The following is a 20,374-nucleotide window of genomic DNA, read 5'->3' as shown; positions in this document are numbered from 1 at the left end:
GGAATCAGCAATCCGCATCTTCAGTGTACTCTATCTCCAGAATGTCCAGAATCTGAATTTCCCGTTTATACGTCACATAAATTCCTCTGTAGGTTCCTTTGCTTGAGAGTATCCCTGTAATTCTCAATCTCGTTTGCGGTCCGCCATTCTGATCCCTCTTTTCCCAAAACTCCTGCAGCTGATTAAAACTGTGCTCATTGAAAACGGGCTTCCATGTCGGCTCCTCGTATTCACACGATTGGAAACCGGAATCCTCAAATCCCTGCACATAAATGCCTTCAAACCCGACCTCGGTATTTACCGGGGGGCCATCATCGGAATTCAGGACTCCACAGGATTGCAACAGGCCGGCAATAAAGATTAGAAGCGTAAAAAATGACAATTTATGACTGTTCATTATCAGGAGATTGTAAAATTCAGCTCTTTGTTGATAACAATACAGCCGCAAACAGCATGATACCTACTTACTGCAAATCAGTTTGGTTTAATAACCAGGTTTACGATTCTGCCGGGCACAAAAATCTCCTTTACTATGGTGGCATCTTCGAGATATTTCATGATGTTTTCCTGCTCTTTGGCCAGGCTTAAGACAAATTCTTTCTCTTTTGCCTGTTCTGCGGGTACTTCGATATTGGCACGCACTTTTCCATTTACCTGAACGGGATACTCCACCGTGTCGCTTTTCAGGTACTCTTCGTTGAACCCGGGCCATTCGGCATAAGCCAGTGACTCGCTATGACCGAGCCGCTGCCATATCTCTTCCGCAATATGAGGAGCGAACGGTGAGAGCAATAAAACAAATGGCTCTGCAACGGTCACCGGAACATTTTCCCACTGATTGGCCTCATTAATGAAGATCATCAATGCTGAAATAGCGGTATTGAAACGCATGGCCTCAATATCTTCGGTTACTTTTTTTATCGCCTCATGAAGAATCCGAATCTGATCCCTGTCGGGTTCATCCCCGCTCACGCGGATGAATTCATCATCTCCCTCCTCACCAAAAAAGAGCCGCCAGGTCCGGTTCAGGAAGCGATTCACTCCCTCCACCCCTTTTGTACTCCATGGTTTAACCTGCTCAAGAGGGCCCATAAACATCTCATAGAGGCGAAGTGAGTCGGCGCCGTATGTCTCAACCACATCATCCGGGTTGATCACATTCCCTCTCGACTTCGACATCTTGTGCGCCCTTGCATCCACTGTAATATCCGTACCCTTCATCACAAACCGGTCGCCTTTCTTTTCAATATCCTGTTCGGAAAGGGGAACCCGCTCTGCATCTCCGGCTTTCTCAGCTTCGGAAGCAGATACCATTTTACCGTGATGCCTGTACGCTGTATACTCCATTTCTCCCAGAATCATGCCCTGGTGAACCAGCTTTCTGAATGGCTCTTTGGTTGATACAACCCCGCAGTCGTAGAGTACCTTATGCCAGAAACGCGCATAGAGCAGATGCAGTACCGAGTGTTCCGATCCGCCTACATAGAGGTCAACCGGCATCCAATAGTTCTCTCCGGAGCTATCGACGGGCCCCTCCTCGTATCCGGGACTTATATAGCGAAGGTAGTACCAGCACGATCCTGCCCACTGCGGCATGGTATTGGTTTCACGAAGGGCTTTTTTTCCGGTCTCCGGATCGGTTGTTTCCACCCAGCCTACCGCGCGGGCCAGTGGCGGCTCTCCGGTTTGGGTGGGCTGGAAATCATCCACTTCAGGCAGGGTTACGGGCAGTTCGTCTTCAGGAACGGCTTTCGGTTTGCCGTCAACGTGTATAATGGGGAACGGTTCACCCCAATATCGCTGTCTGGAAAACAGCCAGTCGCGCAGCTTGTAATTCACGCTCTTCTGCCCCGTACCGTTCTCCTCCAGCCAGTCAATGATTTTCTGTTTTGCCTCCGTAATGTGGAGTCCGTTCAGAAATCCTGAATTTATTGCGGGTCCATCGCCGGTGTAGGCTTTTCCGTCAAAATCTTCCGGCGGTTCCACGGTTCGAATGATCGGGAGGTCAAATGCCTCTGCAAACTCCCAGTCACGCTCGTCCTGGCCGGGCACGGCCATAATGGCCCCGGTACCGTAGTGAGCCAGTACATAATCGGCTATCCAAATAGGGATCTCTTCTCCATTTGCCGGATTTACAGCATATGCGCCCGTAAAAACTCCGGTTTTCTCTTTGCTGATCTCCTGCCGTTCACGATCCGACTTGTTTTCGGCTTTCCTTTTATACTCTTCTACAGACTCTTTTTGAGCATCAGCGGTAATCCGGTCCACCAAATAGTGCTCCGGCGCGAGTACCATATATGTGGCTCCAAACAGAGTATCGGGCCGTGTTGTAAATACGCGAATTGCCGCATCATGATCCTGAACCCTGAAGTCTATTTCAGCTCCTATTGATTTTCCTATCCAGTTTCGCTGCATCTCCTTCGTGGATTCGGGCCAGTCGAGCTCCTCAAGGTCTTCCAGCAATCGGTCTGCGTATGCGGTAATTTTTAGCACCCACTGTCGCATCGGCTTTCTAACCACCGGATACCCTCCCACCTCACTCTTACCGTCTATCACCTCTTCGTTGGCCAATACGGTTCCAAGTTCAGGACACCAGTTAACGGGTTGTTCGTCTTCGTAAGCGAGGCCTTTTTCAAACAGTTTCAGAAAGATCCACTGCGTCCATTTATAATAATCAGGATCCGTTGTGTTTACTTCCCGGTCCCAATCGTATGAGAAACCAAGCATCTGCAGCTGTTCACGAAAACGTTTGATATTGTTCTCTGTAGTGATCCGCGGATGAGTTCCTGTTTTAACTGCATACTGTTCTGCGGGCAATCCAAACGCATCCCACCCAATGGGATGAAGTACATTGAATCCTTTCATCCGTTTGTACCGAGCCAGAATATCTGTGGCGGTATACCCTTCGGGATGGCCAACATGCAATCCTGATCCGCTCGGATAGGGAAACATGTCCAGTATATAGTATTTGGGCTTATCCTGATCTTCAGGGGTCTTAAACGTCTTGTTCTCAAGCCAGTACTTTTGCCATCTGGGCTCTACGTATTTGGGATTGTACGAACTCATTTACTTATTTTAAGTGTCGATGATTTGCTGCTAACTATTTTTAGCATTTTTCAAGCGTTAAAGATAGGGAAAAAAAGGGTCGGACTCACAGGCAACTGACAACGCAAACGGATTAGCCATCAGAGAAATCGCTTCGTCAGTGCTCCGAATTCATCTATTCTTCTGTCTCTAAAAAATGGCCACTGCTGTCGGTATTTTTCAATCTGTGAAAAGTCGAGGTCAGCGGTTATAATTCCTTCCTGCTCATCTGCTTCTGTTATTATTTTCCCAAAAGGGTTGCAAATAAAGGAGTTTCCCCAGAATCGTGTGCCCCCCTCTTCGCCAACCCGGTTAATGCCGGCAACAAAGCACCCGTTGGCAATAGCATGGCTGCGTTGAATGGTTTTCCATGCATCAAGAAACTCCGCTTTCTCCGTATCATGCTCGTCGGGCAGCGTACCGATCGCAGTCGGATATACCAAAAGCTCTGCACCCGCCATTGCCGTGAGCCTGGCTGCTTCGGGAAACCACTGATCCCAGCAAATAAGTGTACCAATTTTGCCCTCGGAGGTATCAAAGACTTTAAAACCCAGATCACCGGGTGTAAAGTAGTATTTTTCATAAAAGCCAGGATCGTCGGGTATATGCATTTTCCTGTAAATACCCGCAAGTTTTCCTTCTTTTTCAATCACAGCCATAGTGTTGAAATATACACCGGGTGCTTTTTTTTCAAAAAGCGGAAGCAGGATAATGACACCAAGCTTTTTTGCAAGCGCGGTGAATTGTTCGGTTGTTCTTCCGGGAACCGGTTCAGCCCACTCAAAAAAACGGGAATCCATTTCCCTGCAAAAATATGGTGTGTTAAAAAGTTCCTGAAGCGCAATTACTTTCGCACCGGCCTCTGCAGCTTTTGAAATAAGATGCTCGGCCAGCTGCATATTTTCCAGGATCTTATCGGAACAGGGGTATTGTAGGGCAGCAAATTTCACGGGTACGCGTTTTTGAAATACGGTATGGTTCAATCTTAAAGTGAATGTACGTAAATTGGACTGCAATCACAGTGTATCATTTTTTGGTGAATCGTTACCATATCAACGTTGTAGCCTACATAAAGAATATGTTTTCAACCCTTTCCAGCCGTATGGATGAGAACATGCCCTGATTCGCAACGCAGATTTTCGACTGAAAGCAGCCGCGATATGTTTTTTCCCGGTACTGAAGTTCCTTACCTTTATACACTGAAAAACAAATGCTCTAATGGATACATATACGACACCTGATTTTTCCCGGACCATTCCCATCGACAAAGTCGGTGTTGATGAGCGCGTGGCGCGTCTGAACAAGCGAAGCATTAAAAAAGAGTCGAAGCTTCAGGGCCTCAAACTGGCTCTCAGCATGATTGATCTGACCACGCTGGAAGGAAAAGATTCGGAAGGCAAAGTAATTCAGATGTGCGCAAAGGCACGCACTCCCTATGCACCCATGCCCGACCTTCCCCATGTGGCCGCCGTATGTGTTTATCCGAATATGGTTGCCACAGCCAAAAAGGCGCTGAAAGGCACCGGCATAAACGTGGCAAGCGTGTCAACAGCGTTCCCTTCCGGCATGGCACCGCGAACCGTTAAGCTGGAAGATACCAGGTTTGCCGTAGAACAGGGAGCAGATGAAATAGACATGGTGATTTCGCGGGGAGAATTTTTAAAAGGCAATTACAGCTACGTTTTTGACGAAATAGCTGAAATCAAGGATTCTTGCGGCAGCGCACATCTTAAAGTTATACTGGAAACCGGCGAGCTGGAAACCTATGAAAATGTGAGAAAAGCCAGTGATATTGCGATGTACGCCGGTGCAGACTTTATTAAAACGTCCACGGGAAAAATTTCCCCTGCAGCTACTCAGCCGGTCACACTGGTTATGCTTGAAGCAATCCGGGATTTTTACAGGGAGACCGGCAGAATGACGGGTATGAAGCCGGCCGGAGGAATTCGCACTGCCAAGCAGGCCTTGCAGTACCTGGTTCTTGTTAAGGAAACCCTGGGTGCTGCATGGCTTACGCCAGAGTGGTTCCGGTTCGGAGCCAGTTCGCTTACCAATGATCTCCTGATGCAAATTGTGAAACAGAAAACAGGCATCTATGAAGGCCGTGAATATTTTTCCGAAGATTAGAATATGAATATGAAGCAACCCAAAAACCGCACCTTGCAATGGGTTACAATACATATTTGTCAACACCCTTTTCATTTTTGACTTCTAACCCAACCCTATGTCTGATCAAACAGAAGAAATGAAAACAGAACCCGGATCAAATGGGTCAGCCAAGCCAACATCGCCAAACTCGGATTTGAAACTGGATTTTGCATCCTTCTGGGAATACAGCGATGCACCCCAGAGCAGCGATTTTGTGGAGCTGAAAGAGGAATATGGACATTTTATCGACGGTGCGTTCGTAAAACCAGAGAAAGGGCGAATGATGACAACCGTGAATCCGGCCAATGAAAAAGAGCTCGCCAGGTTTGCCGAAGGAACCTCGGAAGATGTTGACAAAGCTGTAAAAGCGGCACGAAAGGCTTATGAAAAGGTCTGGAGCAAACTCTCAGCCCGTGAACGTGGAAAATACCTATTCAGAGTTGCGCGAATGATTCAGGAAAAGTCGCGGGAACTTGCCGTGATTGAAACCATGGACGGTGGCAAGCCTATCAGGGAATCACGGGATGTGGATGTACCTCTGGCAGCGGCCTATTTCTTTTACTACGCCGGCTGGGCAGACAAGCTTGAATATGCTTTTCCAGGCCGAAACCCACAGCCACTGGGTGTTTGCGGGCAAATAATACCCTGGAATTTTCCGCTCCTGATGCTTGCATGGAAGATTGCACCCGCCCTGGCTGCAGGAAATACCGTAGTACTGAAACCCGCAGAAACCACTCCCCTAACGGCTCTTATGTTTGCAGAAATATGCAATGTTGCAGGTGTTCCGCCGGGTGTAATCAATATTGTGACCGGTGCAGGCCAAACAGGTTCCACCCTGGTTGATCACCCGGATATCGACAAAATCGCATTTACGGGTTCCACCGAAGTTGGTAAAATTATTCAAAAAGCTGTTTCGGGTACCGATAAAAAATATACCCTTGAACTGGGCGGTAAAGGCCCCAACATTATTTTTGAGGATGCTCCTGTCGACCAGGCCGTTGAGGGTATTATCAACGCCATATTTTTTAATCAGGGACACGTTTGCTGTGCAGGCTCCCGTCTGCTCGTTCAGGAAGGCATTGCCGATCAACTGATCAGCAAGCTTAAAGACCGCATGGATACGCTGATTGTGGGCGATCCGCTCGACAAAAACACCGATATTGGAGCCATCAACTCCAAGGCCCAGCTTCAAAAAATAAAGAATTACCTAGAGATCGGAGTGAAAGAAGGCGCTGCGATGTATCAGTCGGATGGACCGCTGCCTGAAAACGGTTATTACTGCAGGCCCACCATTTTCACTGGCGTGGGTCAAAGCAATCGTATTGTACAGGAAGAAATATTTGGACCTGTACTGACCATTCAAACATTTCGCACGCCTCAGGAGGCTGTCGAGAAAGCCAATAATACGCCTTTTGGACTTGCAGGCGGGATATGGTCTGACAAAGGTTCTAAAATTTTCAATATCAGCCGGGAAATACGAAACGGAGTGGTTTGGGCCAATACCTACAATAAATTTGATCCCACGTCACCTTTTGGCGGCTACAAGGAGAGCGGGATGGGCCGTGAAGGAGGATTACACGGACTTTATCCTTACGTAAAACTCTCTCAACCGGTTCGATCATAATTTCACCTTATACCTATTTTACGCTATGTCACAACGAGTTGATGTTCTGAAAACTTATAAAACCTACGTAGGCGGCTCTTTTCCAAGGAGTGAATCGGAGCAAACCTACCAGATCAAAGACAGCAGCGATAAAGTTATCGCAAATGCGTGCCGTTGTACCCGCAAGGATGTACGCGATGCGGTTGGAGCCGCTGCATCATCCTTTAATGGATGGAAAACGCGTTCGGCTTATAACCGCGGGCAAATTCTCTACAGAATAGCGGAGATGCTGGAAGGACGTAAAGAACAGTTCGTGGGAGAGCTTTCCCGTAAAGGCATGAAACAGGCTGAAGCGGAATTTGAAGTTCAATTAACCGTTGACCGGCTCATCTATTATGCCGGATGGACAGATAAATATCCCCAGGTATTTGGTTCCGTGAACCCTGTAGCCAGTGCCCACTTTAATTTCAGCGTTCCGGAACCAACAGGTGTGATTGGAATTATCAGTCCGGATGAAGACCCCCTGCTCTCTCTGGTCTCTCTTGTTGCACCGGTTATTGCGGGTGGAAATACATGTGTGGTTTTGTCATCCGAAACCAACCCCCTTCCAGCCGTAACTTTCGGTGAAGTATTTCACTCTTCCGACGTACCGGGTGGCGTGGTTAACATCCTTACCGGATTCAGGAATGAAATGACTCAGTCACTCAGCTCGCATAAAAGCGTTCACGGCATCCTGAATGCCGTAGAGGATTCAGATTACAGGAAACTTATTGATGAAAATGCATCTATAAACGTAAAGCGCGTTCATCACGTTGAAACCGAAAACTATACTGATTCTGTGATTGAATCGCCGTACCTCCTGCTGGAATTCCAGGAAATCAAGACTACCTGGCATCCGGCCGGAAACTGAAAAATATCACTATACACTATGAGAATATTGACTCCGGCGGCAGTTTTTATGGCGCTGATTCTACTCGTCAGCTGTTCTGCAACAGAGCGAACAACCGACGGTGACAATGGTAACAGAGGAGATGAAAGCCCTTATCTGGATATTCCGGATGAAGCAGCGGATGAATTTGTTCTGGAAAACATGAATGACTTCGAGAGGCTGCTCTTTGAAACCAGGAATTCGCTTGAAGATGAGTCTTCGGGACTGGATCATGAAATGCCGGAAAAGTTTACTGAAAAGGCCGCCACAATGGAAGATGAGGTGGATGAATTTGCAGGTTACAGGGTTCAGATACTCTCAACACGGGATGTTGTTCATGCTGACACAACAAGAGACGGCTTTGTTGCCTGGGCCGATACAACACTTGCCGGTTATAACCCAAGCGCTTATGTATTCTTCCGACAGCCCTATTACAGGGTCCGAACGGGTGATTTCAGAGACCGTGAACTGGCTATAGAGTTTTCTCGTATTTTGAAAGAGTATTACCCTGATGCGTGGGTTGTTCATGACAGGATTGAGCCCTACCGCATGCCTGCAGATACAGCAGATATCCGTATCCGCAGACCTGATGAAATGCCATCGGCCTTGCAAAAACAGGGAGTCGATTCAATAGATGTACGGTTTAACTGACGCAAATCCGGGGTTAGCAAGTAATCTGATCTGACTGACCCGCTCAGACGTTGAAACGGAATAGCATTACGTCACCATCCTTTACAACGTACTCTTTGCCCTCCTGGCGCATTTTGCCGGCATCCCTTGCAGCTTTTTCCGATCCAAGAGTTTCGTAGTCGTTAAATGAAATGGTCTCTGCTCGGATAAAGCCTTTTTCAAAATCCGTATGAATTACGCCTGCAGCCTGCGGTGCCCTGGTACCTTCACGGATTGTCCATGCGCGCACCTCTTTAGGCCCTGCAGTGAAGTAGGTAATCAGGCCCAGGTTTTGATACGCAGCCTGTATAAGACGATCAAGGCCTGACTTTTTCAGCCCCATCTCTTCCAGGAACATCTGTTTCTCTTCTTCGTCCAGCTCTGCAATTTCGGCTTCAATTTTTGCACAAAACATGACTACTTCATCACCAAATTCGTCCGCGATACTTGTCACAGCATCCACGTATGCATTGCCGTCATTTACGTCCGACTCGGATACGTTACATGCATAGAGTACAGGTTTTGCTGAAAGCAGAAACAGATCTTTGAATGCCTCTTCAGAATCACGGTCAGTATCGAATGTTCTTGCTGTTTGTCCATCCTGCAGATGATTTATCAGTTTTTCGACGGTTTCAAGCTGCGCTGCTATTTTTTTATCTCCGCTTTTCGACTGCTTTTTCAGATTGTCATAACGCTTTTCAACCGATTCAAGATCTTTCAGAATTAATTCATCCTCAATGATGCGAATATCCCGTTCAGGGTCAACCGAACCCTCCACGTGTATAATGTCATCATCATCAAAACAGCGAACAACATGTACAATTAAATCCACTTCACGAATGTGTGAGAGAAATGCATTTCCTTTGCCTTTTCCTTCTGAAGCACCTTTCACAAGCCCCGCTATATCTACAAACTCAATTGTAGCGGGAATGGTCTGTTTGGGATCTACCAGCAGTTCCAGCTTCTTCAATCGTTCATCCGGAACGGGAACAAGTCCCACATTAGGATCAATGGTACAAAAAGGGAAATTTGCTGATTCCGCACCGGCATTGCTCAGTGCGTTAAAAAGAGTTGACTTACCGACATTGGGAAGCCCCACAATACCGCATTTTAGATTCATGAGATGATATCAGTTGATTAAAGCTAATCCAATGATTTTTGTTGAATGAATTTGGTTTCGGGTAAAACGACAGCTGTAAGTTTGCCGTACCCCATTCGATTATAGACACAGCCTGTATCTATGCCGATCATCTTATCACGCTGCACAGGAGACGGCCTGGGGGTATGACCAAATACGACGGTTTTCTCCCAAGGAGTTTGATAAACATTCAGATGTTCCCTGCCCCAAAGAAAAAACTGTCCGGAGCTTTCATCGTCGATACTCTTCTGAATGGTTTGATGAGGTGGAGCACCGGCATGAACAACAAAAAAGCTCTCCGTTTGGTAGTACATTTTGGTTTCCTTGTAGAAGGTAATATGATCTTCGGGGAGCTCTGTAACGCGAATGTCTGAGCCGTAAGATTTTAATGTGGACTCTCCCCCATTCATCATCCAGTTGTAAGCGTCTCCCCTTTCGTATGCATCCAGTAGCATCTGTTCATGATTGCCGCGAAGAAACACACAAGACCGTTCGTTCCTGACCGAGAGCAGAAAATCAACCACCCCTTTCGAATCCGGTCCCCTGTCGATATAGTCGCCTACAAACACATGGGTATAGTGGCTCCAGGGCTCCAGTTTCTCCCATAATGCTTTCATTGATTTCACACATCCGTGAATATCACCAATTGCAATCAGGTTATTCTTCATTCTGATGCTGAGCTTTCGATAAGACCACGGCCTTTCTTTTGGATTTTCCCCTCACTCTTGAGCTCGGTTAAAACAGCGTCCAGTATACCATTCACAAAGTTTCCGCTTTTACGGGTAGAGAATTTTTTTGCAAGCTCAATGCCTTCATTAATGCTGACCTTTGTTGGCACATCATCGAAATAAAGAAATTCGGAGAGAATCATGCGTAAAATGAGCTTATCTATTATTGCAAGTCTCGTTACTTCCCAGTTATTAATGTGTTTCTGAATTAACCGGTCATGTTCCGGAGCGTGATCCACCGTAGTCAGGAGTAATTTTTCAGCAAATCGAAATGAATCGGGATCATCGCCGAGAGCTTCTTTCAAGATATTACTGGTTACATCCTGGGTTGAGTTCCCGCCTACTTCTTCCGCGTATATTGACTTGAGTGCGGCTTCTCTTGCAGCTCTTCTGTTATGCATGAATTTCAATGTTTTCAAAGAAGGAAAAATACAAACCTTTCCCATCAGCTGAAAGTAGGAATCTCTTTTCACTTTGCAATTCAATCACGGTTCACTGTATATTCAGAAACCGGGTTTATAGCTCAGTTGGTTAGAGCGCCACGTTGACATCGTGGAGGTCGGCAGTTCGAATCTGCCTAAACCCACATTACTTCTCCGCAAACCGGCAGGTTTATTTCATTGTGAAAGGCAGGCAGCGTTTACTCTCTTTTAGCTCTGCTGGGGTTCAATATCGAACCTGAAGCGAAAACCGGTTCCATTCTGCGTGTCGACATCCACCTCTGCTTCTATCTGTTTTGAAAGGGTTTTAATGAGCGTTATGCCCAGGGATTTTTTCCCAAGGGTATCAAAATCAGCCGGCAGTCCCACTCCGTTGTCACGAACATTCAGCTCTACGCGGTTGTCACCGATATTCTTGAGTGCTATTGAAATTTTTGGGTCTCCCTTAAATGTATCGGGAAAAGCGTGTTTAAATACGTTTGTTACGATCTCATTCAGTAAAAGTCCGCACGGAATCGCCTGCGTAATGGCAAATTGAATCGGATCCGTATCAAACTGCACATCAACATCTTCAGCCTTGAGTGCATGGGTTTTCATGATCACTTCAATCAGCTCTTTCACGTAGTGATCGAATTCAATATTGGAAAGTGTTTCGCTCTGGTAAAGTTTCTCATGAATGAGGGCCATCGAATTGATCCTCATCTGGCTGTCTTTAAGGGCTTTGCTGGCAATCTCGTTTGCGGTTCTGTGCGACTGGAGCTCGAGCAGGCCCGTAATAACGGCAAGGTTGTTTTTTACCCTGTGATGAATCTCAGAAAGTAAAACCTCCTTCTCCTCGAGCGATTGCCGTATCTGGCGCTCTGCTTTTTTCCGGTCGGTGATGTCCACATAAATGCCGTAAATAGCAATCGTTCTCCCCTCAAGCAGTACCGGAACCCCGTAAATAAGTACATCAATAAGAGATCCGTCACGTTTACGGCGTACACTTGTAGTCTCAAACGGTTCCTTACTCTCAGACAGCGATTGTGCCTCTTCGTACTTGTCATCGGGTGCAATCACCGAATCGATGGCCAGCCCTTTGATGTCTTCAAACTTGTAGCCAAAGATTTCCTCAAAACCGTGGTTGGCCATTTGTATCTCTTTGTGATCGTCGAGCAGCGCAATGCCTATGGGGGCATTTTGAAAAAGCTGCCTGAAGAGCTCCTCATTGTGCCTCAGCTCCTTCTGCTGCTCATACTGATCCGATATATCGCGGCTGATGGTAATCACGGCTTTTTCGCCAAAATAATTACCCGGACTCAGACGCACATTCTTGGGAAACACTTCACCGTTTTTTCTTTTTCCCCACCACTCAAACTCCTGTTTTTCGCCACTCAGTGCTTTTTCAAACAGCTGCTGTGAATATTCAAGATCCACTTTACCCGGAGCGGCCAGCATTATCGGATCCTTGCCGATGATCTCGTTTCTCGAATATCCGTTCATGTCGAGCGCCGTTTTATTGACTTCGATAAATTTACCATCCCTGTCCTGTATGTAGATTGCGTCACCAATTGAATCGAACAGCGCACGGTAGCTCTCTACGGATGTTTTGTATTTTTCGGTAGCCTCTATTTGCTTGGTTTGGTCTACCACAACCCCGATCAGCGCGGGTTTGTCTTTCATCATGATTTTAGAGCCATACACTTTTACGTGAATTGTTTTCTGGCGCTTCGTTACGGCTCTCAAATCAATTTCAAATGAATCAATTTCACTATTCTGCCACATTTCCCGCAGTTTGGAGAGCTTATCCTGATCATCCCGATGGATGAGGTCAAACGGACTGATATCCTCCACGAGCTCCTCTTCCCGATAACCGCTCATTTCGCACAAACGGGGATTAACATACCTGAAATTGAAGTCCTGCAGCATGTAAATACCAACCAGGGATGCATCACTCAAAACCCTGAAACGTTCTTCCGACTCTTTCAGCTTAAGTTCAGCCTCTTTCTTAGCTGTAATATCTTCAACAAGGGAGTAAATGCTGAGCAATTTCCCGCTCTGATCATAAATTGCGGCATTGTGCCACGTACAGAAAAGTTTATCTCCCGACTTGGTGCGCTGTTCCGAGTCGATTGAAAAATAGGTGCTTTTCTTTTCGATGAATTTCCCGATGTTTTCCTCTGCTTTATCTTTCAGCTTTGAGGGCAACATCCCAATCTCGAACAGGTTTTTACCGATAATTTCAGAAAAACTCCATCCAAAGATACGGGTCGCCGCATCCGACCAATCGCGCACATTGGCATCCTTGTCCCATTCAATGGTAGCAACCGGCAGCTGAGCTTTCATGGTATCTACACGGGGGAGCGTATGCAGATTGGTGCCGAGGGTATCCACTTTATCGGAAATATCGTGTGCAACAGCCAGCTGAACCAGATCGCCATGGTATTTAATATGCTGACGCGTAAACTGAATGTAGAACCTATCCCCTTTCTTAGAGTGGTGAATCCATACAGAGGCAGGCTGAACGGCACTGTCGCCTGTATTAAGGGTCTTAAACTCTGCTTTATCTCCCAGGTCGGTAACTTTCATCGACCTGAATTCATTTGTGCTGTACCCGTACTTTCGCACGGCTGCATCATTTACATCAATGATCCTGTACGTGTAGTGATCATAGATGAACATGGCTTCACTTTCAAAAAAACCTGACTTATCTTTCTCTTTGGTTAACTTGTTACTCATTCATGCAAATGTTTACTGCGGTGGTCCTTCTATATATGATAAGGGCAAACGGGCAGGCAAAATGTTACGTTTCCATGATATTTATCCTGAGCAGATATTGGTTTAACGGAATCTCAGGATTTTGTATTTTTGCTATAATAAAACAAATAAAATATATATTTAACACAGTCCATTACCTAACAAATTAATGCCAGACGATTTCATTACCCTCACTTTCCCTGACGGCGCTCAAAAAAAATTCCCAAAAAATATAACAGGCATTGAAGTTGCGGAGAGCATTTCAAAAGGACTGGCCCGAAATGCGCTAAGTGTTACAGTTAACGGTGACATAAAAGATCTGGATGCCCCCATTTCACAGAGCGGAACCATTACGATCAACACATGGGACAGTGAAGATGGCAAATATACATTCTGGCACTCTTCTGCCCACCTGCTTGCGGAAGCCGTTCAGGAACTCTATCCGGATGCCAAATTTGGCATAGGTCCGCCCATAGAAAACGGGTTTTATTACGATATCGACTTTGGCGAGAAAACTTTTGGACAGGATGAACTGCCTAAGGTTGAAAAGAAAATGATCGAGCTCGCCCGTAAAAAGTCGGAATTTAAGCGCAGGGAGGTCTCCAAAGAGGAAGCGCTCGAGTTTTACAGGGATCGCGACAATGAATATAAGCTGGACCTGATCCAGGATCTTGAGGATGGCACCATCACATTTTACAAGCAGGGGTCATTTACCGATCTGTGCAAGGGGCCCCATATTCCTGACACATCGCTGATCAAAGCAGTGAAGCTTACCAGTCTGGCCGGCGCATACTGGCGCGGTGATGTGGAAAGTGAACAGCTGACCAGAATTTATGGCGTTGCTTTTCCAAAGCAGAAGATGCTGGATGAGCATCTTAACCAGCTGGAAGAGGCAAAAAAACGGGATCATAAAAAATTAGGCAGAGAGCTGAGTATCTACCTTATGGACAGAATGGTAGGTTCAGGCCTTCCCCTCTGGCTTCCCAATGGCACCGTGCTGAGACGAACCCTCGAACAATTTTTGAGGGAAGAACAAAAAAAACGAGGGTACAAAGAGGTCATAACTCCTCACATTGCCAATCTGGAGCTCTACAAAACATCCGGTCACTATCCCTATTACAAGGATTCGCAATACGACCCAATTCAGGTAGATGATGAGGAGTACATGCTTAAGCCGATGAATTGTCCCCATCATCACAGAATCTATTCCAGCGAACTGAGAAGCTATCGCGATTTGCCGCTCAGGCTGGCCGAATTTGGTTCTGTGTATCGTTATGAACAAAGTGGTGAGCTGAACGGGCTGTCCAGGGTAAGGGGCTTCACACAAGATGATGCCCATATCTACTGTACGCATGATCAGCTCAAGGATGAGATCAAGCATACAATAGATCTTACGCAGTTTGTATTTAAGACCTTTGGCATGCCCGTGGATATTCGCCTCTCCTTCAGAGACGACAATGATGAGAAATACGGTGGTGACCAGGAACACTGGGAGCGTGCACAGCAGGAAATCCGGGAGGTTGCCGATGAAATGAACCTGGATTATCGCATCGCACTGGGTGAAGCCAGCTTTTACGGTCCCAAAATTGACTTTATCATAAGGGATGCGATTGGCAGAAAATGGCAGTTAGGAACGGTTCAGGTAGACTATGTGATGCCGGAGCGTTTTGACCTCACATACGTCGGGTCAGATAATGAAAAACACCGCCCTGTAATTATCCACCGCGCACCATTCGGATCCATGGAGCGTTTTGTCAGTATTCTGATTGAACATTTTGCGGGCGATTTTCCGCTTTGGCTGGCTCCCCTTCAGATGAAAGTGTTGCCGATTGCAGACGAATTCAATGACTATGCCGAAACGGTGGCAAAGATGTTTTCAGATGCCGGTGTACGTGTTGAAATCGATGATCGATCCGATAAAATTGGTGGAAAAATCAGAGATGCAGAAAATGCAAAAATTCCATATATGTTAATTGTTGGTGCCAAAGAGCAAAAAGATGGCACCGTATCAGTAAGAAGACACAAATCGGGCGATATCGGAACGTTTTCGCTCGATGAATTTTTCAAGACAGTGAAGGAAGAGATATCTTCCTATGCACTGCCACCCAACCAATAATAAAATACAGAGGTATCTTATCGCTAGAAGAAGAACAACCATGAGAAGAAAACGAGACGATGATCGTCCGAAAGTGAACGATGAGATTCGTTCATCCAAAGTTCGGCTGATCAAACCTGATGAGGAGCACGAAATCGTTCCTATCGAGCGTGCTCTCGAGATTGCTGAGTCATTCAATCTTGACCTTGTCGAAGTTGCACCAAATGCAAGACCACCCGTCTGCAAGGTGATCGATTTCGGCAAATTTATGTATGAGAAGAAGAAGAAAGAGAAGGAAGCCAAGAAAAAGCAGCACACCATACAGGTGAAAGAGCTTCGGTTCAGGCCCACTACGGATGATCACGATCTGGAATTTAAAACACGCCACGCGAGAGAATTTCTTGAAGGGGGCGACAAGGTAAAAGCAACGGTTCAGTTCAGGGGGCGTGATATGCTCTATACTGAGCAAGGTGAAAAGCTTTTGGTTGAACTGGCCGATTCACTAAGCGACGTTAGCAAAATTGAGTCAAAGCCGGCCATGGAAGGACGCAGAATGATAATGATTCTGGCACCTGAAAAAGGATAATGATCCAGCTTTTATCCTAGCAAACTTGTGCTTATCTTTACCGCCTTTGATAATGTTCAGTTAAATAAGGAAACAATGCCAAAAATGAAGTCGAATAGTGGCGCCAAAAAGCGTTTTAAGTTTACCGGATCCGGTAAGATTAAGCGCAAAAAAGCGTACAAAAGCCACATTCTCACCAAGAAAAATGCCAAAAGGAAGAACAATCTTGGCAAGGACACATTGGTACACAAAGCCGATGAAAGTTCTGTAAAAGATCTCCTTCCCTACGGTAACTAAACAAACCAATTTATTAACCACTAAACGTTACATAAAATGCCACGTTCTACAAATCTGGTGGCTTCCCGTCGCCGTCGCCGAAAGATTCTTAATCAGGCGAAAGGCTACTGGGGCAGACGTAAAAACGTTTATACTGTTGCCAAAAATGCGGTAGAAAAAGGTTTACAATACCAATACCGCGACAGGAAAGCTCGCAAAAGAAATTTCCGAAGGCTCTGGATTACTCGTATTAACGCTGCCGCACGTCTCAACGGAACCACTTACGCAAAGTTGATACACGGAATGAAAACCAACGACATGCAAATTAATCGCAAAATGCTGGCCGACATTGCCGTTCGTGATCCGGAAACATTCTCTGCTCTCGTTAAAGAAGCAGTTAACTGATTTCCTTATTTTTTACAAGCCGGCAGATCTGAAACATGGTTTGCCGGTTTTTTTTTTACCTCAGGCCCTTTCACGCTACCTGTACCTATGATCGACAAAATCAACCGGTTAAAAGAAGAGATAGAAGATTTCGATATCACTGATGCTCAATCACTTGAAGCCTTCCGCCTCGAATATTTATCAAGGAATGGTAAAGTTCAGGATATGTTCAAGCTCATGGGCAGCGTCCCAAAAGATCAGAAGGCAGCCGTGGGCAAGTTAATGAACGACGTTAAGGTGTTGGCTCAAGAGAGGTTCAACCGTGAAAAAGAGAAACTGGAACGGGCACAAACCAAACAGTTCGGACCGAAAGACGACATTACCATTCCCGTTGAACCCACCTACACCGGATCTTATCATCCGCTAACCATTGCGCTCAATGAAATTAAACAGATTTTTCTGAGGCTGGGTTTTAATATAGCAGACGGACCTGAGCTGGAAGATGACTTTCACAATTTTACTGCACTTAATTTCCCCCCCGACCACCCCGCCAGGGATATGCAGGACACATTCTTCATTCGAAGAAATGATACCGGGAGCAAAGACGACCTTGTGCTGAGAACCCACACATCGCCGGTACAAATCAGGCTGATGAAAGAGAAAAATCCTCCCATACGATCGATTATGCCCGGCAGGGTTTTCAGAAATGAAGCGGTTACCGCCAAATCCTATTTTCAGTTTAACCAGGTAGAGGGTCTGTATGTTGATCGCAGCGTAACCATGGGCGAACTGATTGAAACACTTGTCATGTTTGCCAGGCTGATGTACGGAAGCGACGTAAAATATCGCGTACGTCCCTCCTTTTTCCCTTTTACGGAACCCAGTATAGAGATGGATATTTGGTGGAACAATGAAAACGGCGGGCAGTGGCTGGAAATTCTGGGTGCCGGAATGGTAGATCCCAACGTGTTCGATGCTGTGGGGGTTGATTCAGAAGCCTATACCGGATTTGCCTTCGGCATGGGGGTCGACAGGATTGCAATGCTTCGTTATGGCATAGACGATATACGCCTGCTCTATGATAATGACATTCGCTTCCTCAATCAGTTCAAATTATAAACCGTTATCCTAGTTGCTGATTTAATTCATGAAAATTTCCTACAACTGGCTCAAAGAATACATTGATCTCTCATTAAGTGCTGAAGAGACGGCTGAAAAACTCACTCTCCTCGGGCTTGAAGTTGAAGAAATTGAACATATAGGCTCCGGTTTTGAAGGGTTTGTTGTCGGCGACGTAATCAATGTCCGCAAACATCCAAATGCCGATAAACTGTCTCTGTGCGATGTTAATCTTGGTTCAGAAACCGTTCAAATCGCCTGCGGAGCCAAAAATGTTGCGGCTGGTCAAAAAGTGCCTGTTGCTACAATCGGCTCTACCCTTCCCGTCCCGATGGATGACGGACGCTATCTGACTATTAAAAAAGCAAAGCTTCGGGGAGAGGTTTCAGAAGGAATGATCTGCTCGGAAGCTGAACTTGGACTCAGCGATGATCACTCCGGTATTATGGTATTGGATGATTCGCTGAATGCAGGCAAACCGTTAACCGAGGCGTTACAAATTGAACAGGATACCGTATTTGAAATCGGCCTTACACCCAACCGGCCGGATGCATCCTGTCATATCGGGGTGGCCCGTGATTTATCTGCGGTTCTTGATCTTCCGCTGCGCAATCCTTACCGGGAAGTCTCTCTACCTGATGATTCAAAAGGTCTGGACTCAAAAATTTCCATTCGGATTTTGGATACGGATAAATGCGGACGATACGCAGCCCTGATGGTTGATAATGTAAGCGTCGGTGAGTCCCCCCCATGGCTTAAAAACAGATTGTTATCGATTGGATTAAGGCCGATCAACAATGTGGTTGATGTGACGAACTTTGTACTCCACGAGATCGGCCAGCCTTTGCATGCATTCGATTATGAACTCATCAGAGGTCATACAATTGAAGTAAGAAGCTTCGATAAGGCTAAGGAGTTTACTACTCTCGACAGCGTATCACGCAGCGTGCCTCCGGAGTCACTTTTTATCTGTGACGATGAGGGCCCGGTAGCCATTGCAGGCGTCATGGGGGGCGAAAACAGCGAAGTAAATGAGAACACCTCAACAATTTTAATCGAAAGCGCCTGGTTTAACCCATCCTCCATACGGAAAACATCCAAACAGCTTGCTCTCCAGACAGACAGCAGCTACCGCTTTGAAAGAGGCGTCGATCCCACAATTCAGCTTAAAGCTGCTCACCGTGCAGCAAAATTGATTGCAGAATTAAGCGGAGGAGAAATTATTGGCGGGCAGGAAGATATCCATCCTGTTGAGCATGAACCAAAACAGGTTTCCCTGAGAATCGCGAGACTGAACCATGTGCTCGGCAGCGATATCACTTCGGATCGTGCTGCCGCTATTCTAAAAAAGCTTGAGTTTAAAATAGAAGCAAACAAAGATGAGACTCTTGTCTGCAAAGTACCGCTCTTTCGTCCCGACGTAGCACGCGAAATTGATCTGATTGAGGAGGTGGGCCGCGTATATGATTACAACAACATTCCCCGGCCCGAAACAGCACCATTTATTGCTCCTGAACCGCTTTCCGAGGTTGAAAAATTTCAGCAAAAAGCACGTAAAGCGGCTCGTTCGCTCGGTTATAAAGAAATTTCAACCGACACTCTTCTCTCCGGGAAGGAAGCCGGTATGCTTGCAGATGAAACCCTGCAGATACAGGCTCTCAATCCTGTTTCGCAGGAAAACACGACGCTGCGAACGCATCTTGAGGGTGGATTTCTGAAGGCCGCCGCCTATAATCTCAATCGAAACGCTGAAACACTCCGCTTTTTTGAAATTGGCCACACCTTTCAAAGAGATCAAAGCGGAACCTGGATTGAAGGTGTAAAAGAAGAGGTTCATCTGCTGATGGGACTTTGCGGAACCTCTTCGAAAGAGAACTGGCAGGATGAATCAAAGCCGTTTACGGTTTTTGACCTGAAAGCGGATCTTGAATCCTTTCTTAATTTTATGGGATTCGGGAACAACTTTTCTTCCAAGGCAGAATCAAATCACGTACTGCTCTATACATCCGGCAAAGAGGAAATTGCCACGCTCAAGCGAACCGATCGCTCTGTAATGAAAGGGTTTGATGTGGATGAACAGTCCTATACGGCGGAAATTAATCTTTCGGCTTTATATAACCTGGATTTGGGTACACGTGAAATACGGTATAAGCCCGTATCACGCTACCCCGTTTTTGAATTCGATGCGGCTTTTGTGGTCGATACATCTGTCCGTGCCGGCATAATGCAGGAAACTATCCGGAAGGAAGCGGGTACTATATTACATAACGTTACTGTTTTTGATATTTACGAAGGTGAGAACCTTGGCGAGAACAAAAAAAGTATTGCATTTAGGCTCACTTTTTTAGATTCTAATAAAACACTGACCATCAAAGATGTAGAACCGGTAGTTCAAAAAATTGTCCAGTCCCTGGAAAAAGAAGTCGGTGCTATACTCAGATCCTGACCCTTTAATTTCCAC

Annotated in this window: 17 protein-coding genes and 1 tRNA gene; 11 read left to right on the top strand and 7 right to left on the bottom strand. The window is 46.1% G+C overall.

The features are described from left to right. Positions 1–4 precede the first annotated feature (4 nt). The 3 genes from DDZ15_RS04615 to DDZ15_RS04605 all read right to left on the bottom strand — a co-directional run bounded on the left by DDZ15_RS04615 (position 5) and on the right by DDZ15_RS04605 (position 4,034). Complete coding sequence (locus DDZ15_RS04615; RefSeq protein ID WP_109645352.1) at positions 5–397, bottom strand: hypothetical protein; 393 nt, start codon at positions 395–397, stop codon at positions 5–7. Positions 398–474: 77 nt separating this feature from the next. After that, positions 475–3,066 (bottom strand): leucine--tRNA ligase, encoded by a 2,592-nt coding sequence (gene leuS / locus DDZ15_RS04610; protein ID WP_109645350.1) that lies wholly within the window; start codon positions 3,064–3,066, stop codon positions 475–477. Positions 3,067–3,185: 119 nt separating this feature from the next. Further along, positions 3,186–4,034, bottom strand: a complete 849-nt coding sequence (locus tag DDZ15_RS04605; RefSeq protein ID WP_199222877.1) for a carbon-nitrogen hydrolase — start codon at positions 4,032–4,034, stop codon at positions 3,186–3,188. 268 nt (positions 4,035–4,302) lie between these two features. Between DDZ15_RS04605 and deoC the strand changes: the two genes are divergently transcribed. The 4 genes from deoC (at position 4,303) to DDZ15_RS04585 (ending at position 8,414) form a co-directional block, all read left to right on the top strand. Next, on the top strand, positions 4,303–5,211 hold the full coding sequence (deoC, locus tag DDZ15_RS04600; RefSeq protein ID WP_109645348.1) for a deoxyribose-phosphate aldolase: 909 nt from the start codon (positions 4,303–4,305) through the stop codon (positions 5,209–5,211). A 118-nt stretch (positions 5,212–5,329) separates the two neighbouring features. Next, entirely contained in the window at positions 5,330–6,856 is a 1,527-nt protein-coding gene (locus DDZ15_RS04595) for an aldehyde dehydrogenase family protein (protein WP_109645778.1), read from the top strand. A 25-nt stretch (positions 6,857–6,881) separates the two neighbouring features. Continuing rightward, positions 6,882–7,745 carry an aldehyde dehydrogenase family protein gene (locus tag DDZ15_RS04590; RefSeq protein WP_109645346.1) on the top strand — a complete coding sequence of 288 codons (864 nt, stop codon included), beginning with the start codon at positions 6,882–6,884 and terminating at the stop codon, positions 7,743–7,745. An 18-nt stretch (positions 7,746–7,763) separates the two neighbouring features. After that, positions 7,764–8,414, top strand: a complete 651-nt coding sequence (locus DDZ15_RS04585) for an SPOR domain-containing protein (protein ID WP_109645343.1) — start codon at positions 7,764–7,766, stop codon at positions 8,412–8,414. Between the two features lie 43 nt (positions 8,415–8,457). On the opposite strand, the gene ychF is transcribed toward DDZ15_RS04585, so the two are convergent. Genes ychF through nusB form a run of 3 tightly spaced genes read right to left on the bottom strand, consistent with a single transcriptional unit; the run spans position 8,458 to position 10,771 of the window. Beyond that, positions 8,458–9,552, bottom strand: coding sequence for a redox-regulated ATPase YchF (ychF, locus tag DDZ15_RS04580; protein WP_109645341.1), 1,095 nt, complete (start codon positions 9,550–9,552; stop codon positions 8,458–8,460). Between the two features lie 23 nt (positions 9,553–9,575). Continuing rightward, positions 9,576–10,238, bottom strand: a complete 663-nt coding sequence (locus tag DDZ15_RS04575) for a metallophosphoesterase family protein (RefSeq protein ID WP_109645339.1) — start codon at positions 10,236–10,238, stop codon at positions 9,576–9,578. Next, the gene (gene nusB / locus DDZ15_RS04570) at positions 10,235–10,771 is read right to left on the bottom strand and encodes a transcription antitermination factor NusB (RefSeq protein WP_242978876.1); all 537 of its coding nucleotides are present in this window, start codon (positions 10,769–10,771) and stop codon (positions 10,235–10,237) included. Before nusB ends, DDZ15_RS04575 begins: the two co-directional genes overlap by 4 nt. A gap of 39 nt (positions 10,772–10,810) precedes the next feature. Here nusB and DDZ15_RS04565 point away from each other — a divergent pair. Beyond that, positions 10,811–10,884 (top strand) — tRNA-Val (locus DDZ15_RS04565). A gap of 64 nt (positions 10,885–10,948) precedes the next feature. On the opposite strand, the gene DDZ15_RS04560 is transcribed toward DDZ15_RS04565, so the two are convergent. Then, the gene (locus DDZ15_RS04560) at positions 10,949–13,456 is read right to left on the bottom strand and encodes a PAS domain-containing sensor histidine kinase (protein ID WP_109645337.1); all 2,508 of its coding nucleotides are present in this window, start codon (positions 13,454–13,456) and stop codon (positions 10,949–10,951) included. A 187-nt stretch (positions 13,457–13,643) separates the two neighbouring features. Between DDZ15_RS04560 and thrS the strand changes: the two genes are divergently transcribed. The 6 genes from thrS to pheT all read left to right on the top strand — a co-directional run bounded on the left by thrS (position 13,644) and on the right by pheT (position 20,359). Next, a complete protein-coding gene (gene thrS / locus DDZ15_RS04555; protein ID WP_109645335.1) occupies positions 13,644–15,590 on the top strand; it encodes a threonine--tRNA ligase in 1,947 nt (648 codons plus the stop codon). A 40-nt stretch (positions 15,591–15,630) separates the two neighbouring features. After that, entirely contained in the window at positions 15,631–16,155 is a 525-nt protein-coding gene (infC, locus tag DDZ15_RS04550) for a translation initiation factor IF-3 (protein WP_109645333.1), read from the top strand. Between the two features lie 75 nt (positions 16,156–16,230). Beyond that, the gene (gene rpmI, locus DDZ15_RS04545; RefSeq protein WP_109645775.1) at positions 16,231–16,431 is read left to right on the top strand and encodes a 50S ribosomal protein L35; all 201 of its coding nucleotides are present in this window, start codon (positions 16,231–16,233) and stop codon (positions 16,429–16,431) included. Between the two features lie 36 nt (positions 16,432–16,467). Then, on the top strand, positions 16,468–16,815 hold the full coding sequence (gene rplT, locus DDZ15_RS04540; protein ID WP_109645331.1) for a 50S ribosomal protein L20: 348 nt from the start codon (positions 16,468–16,470) through the stop codon (positions 16,813–16,815). A gap of 87 nt (positions 16,816–16,902) precedes the next feature. Continuing rightward, positions 16,903–17,913: a phenylalanine--tRNA ligase subunit alpha gene (gene pheS / locus DDZ15_RS04535; protein WP_109645329.1), complete on the top strand. Its 1,011-nt coding sequence runs from the start codon at positions 16,903–16,905 to the stop codon at positions 17,911–17,913. 28 nt (positions 17,914–17,941) lie between these two features. Further along, positions 17,942–20,359: a phenylalanine--tRNA ligase subunit beta gene (gene pheT, locus DDZ15_RS04530; RefSeq protein WP_109645327.1), complete on the top strand. Its 2,418-nt coding sequence runs from the start codon at positions 17,942–17,944 to the stop codon at positions 20,357–20,359. The last annotated feature ends 15 nt before the right edge of the window (positions 20,360–20,374 follow it).

This window comes from Rhodohalobacter mucosus (assembly GCF_003150675.1).
GTDB lineage: Bacteria > Bacteroidota > Rhodothermia > Balneolales > Balneolaceae > Rhodohalobacter > Rhodohalobacter mucosus.
The sequence above is the reverse complement of the archived record's forward strand: the minus strand, read 5'-3'. Positions and strand labels throughout refer to the sequence as shown.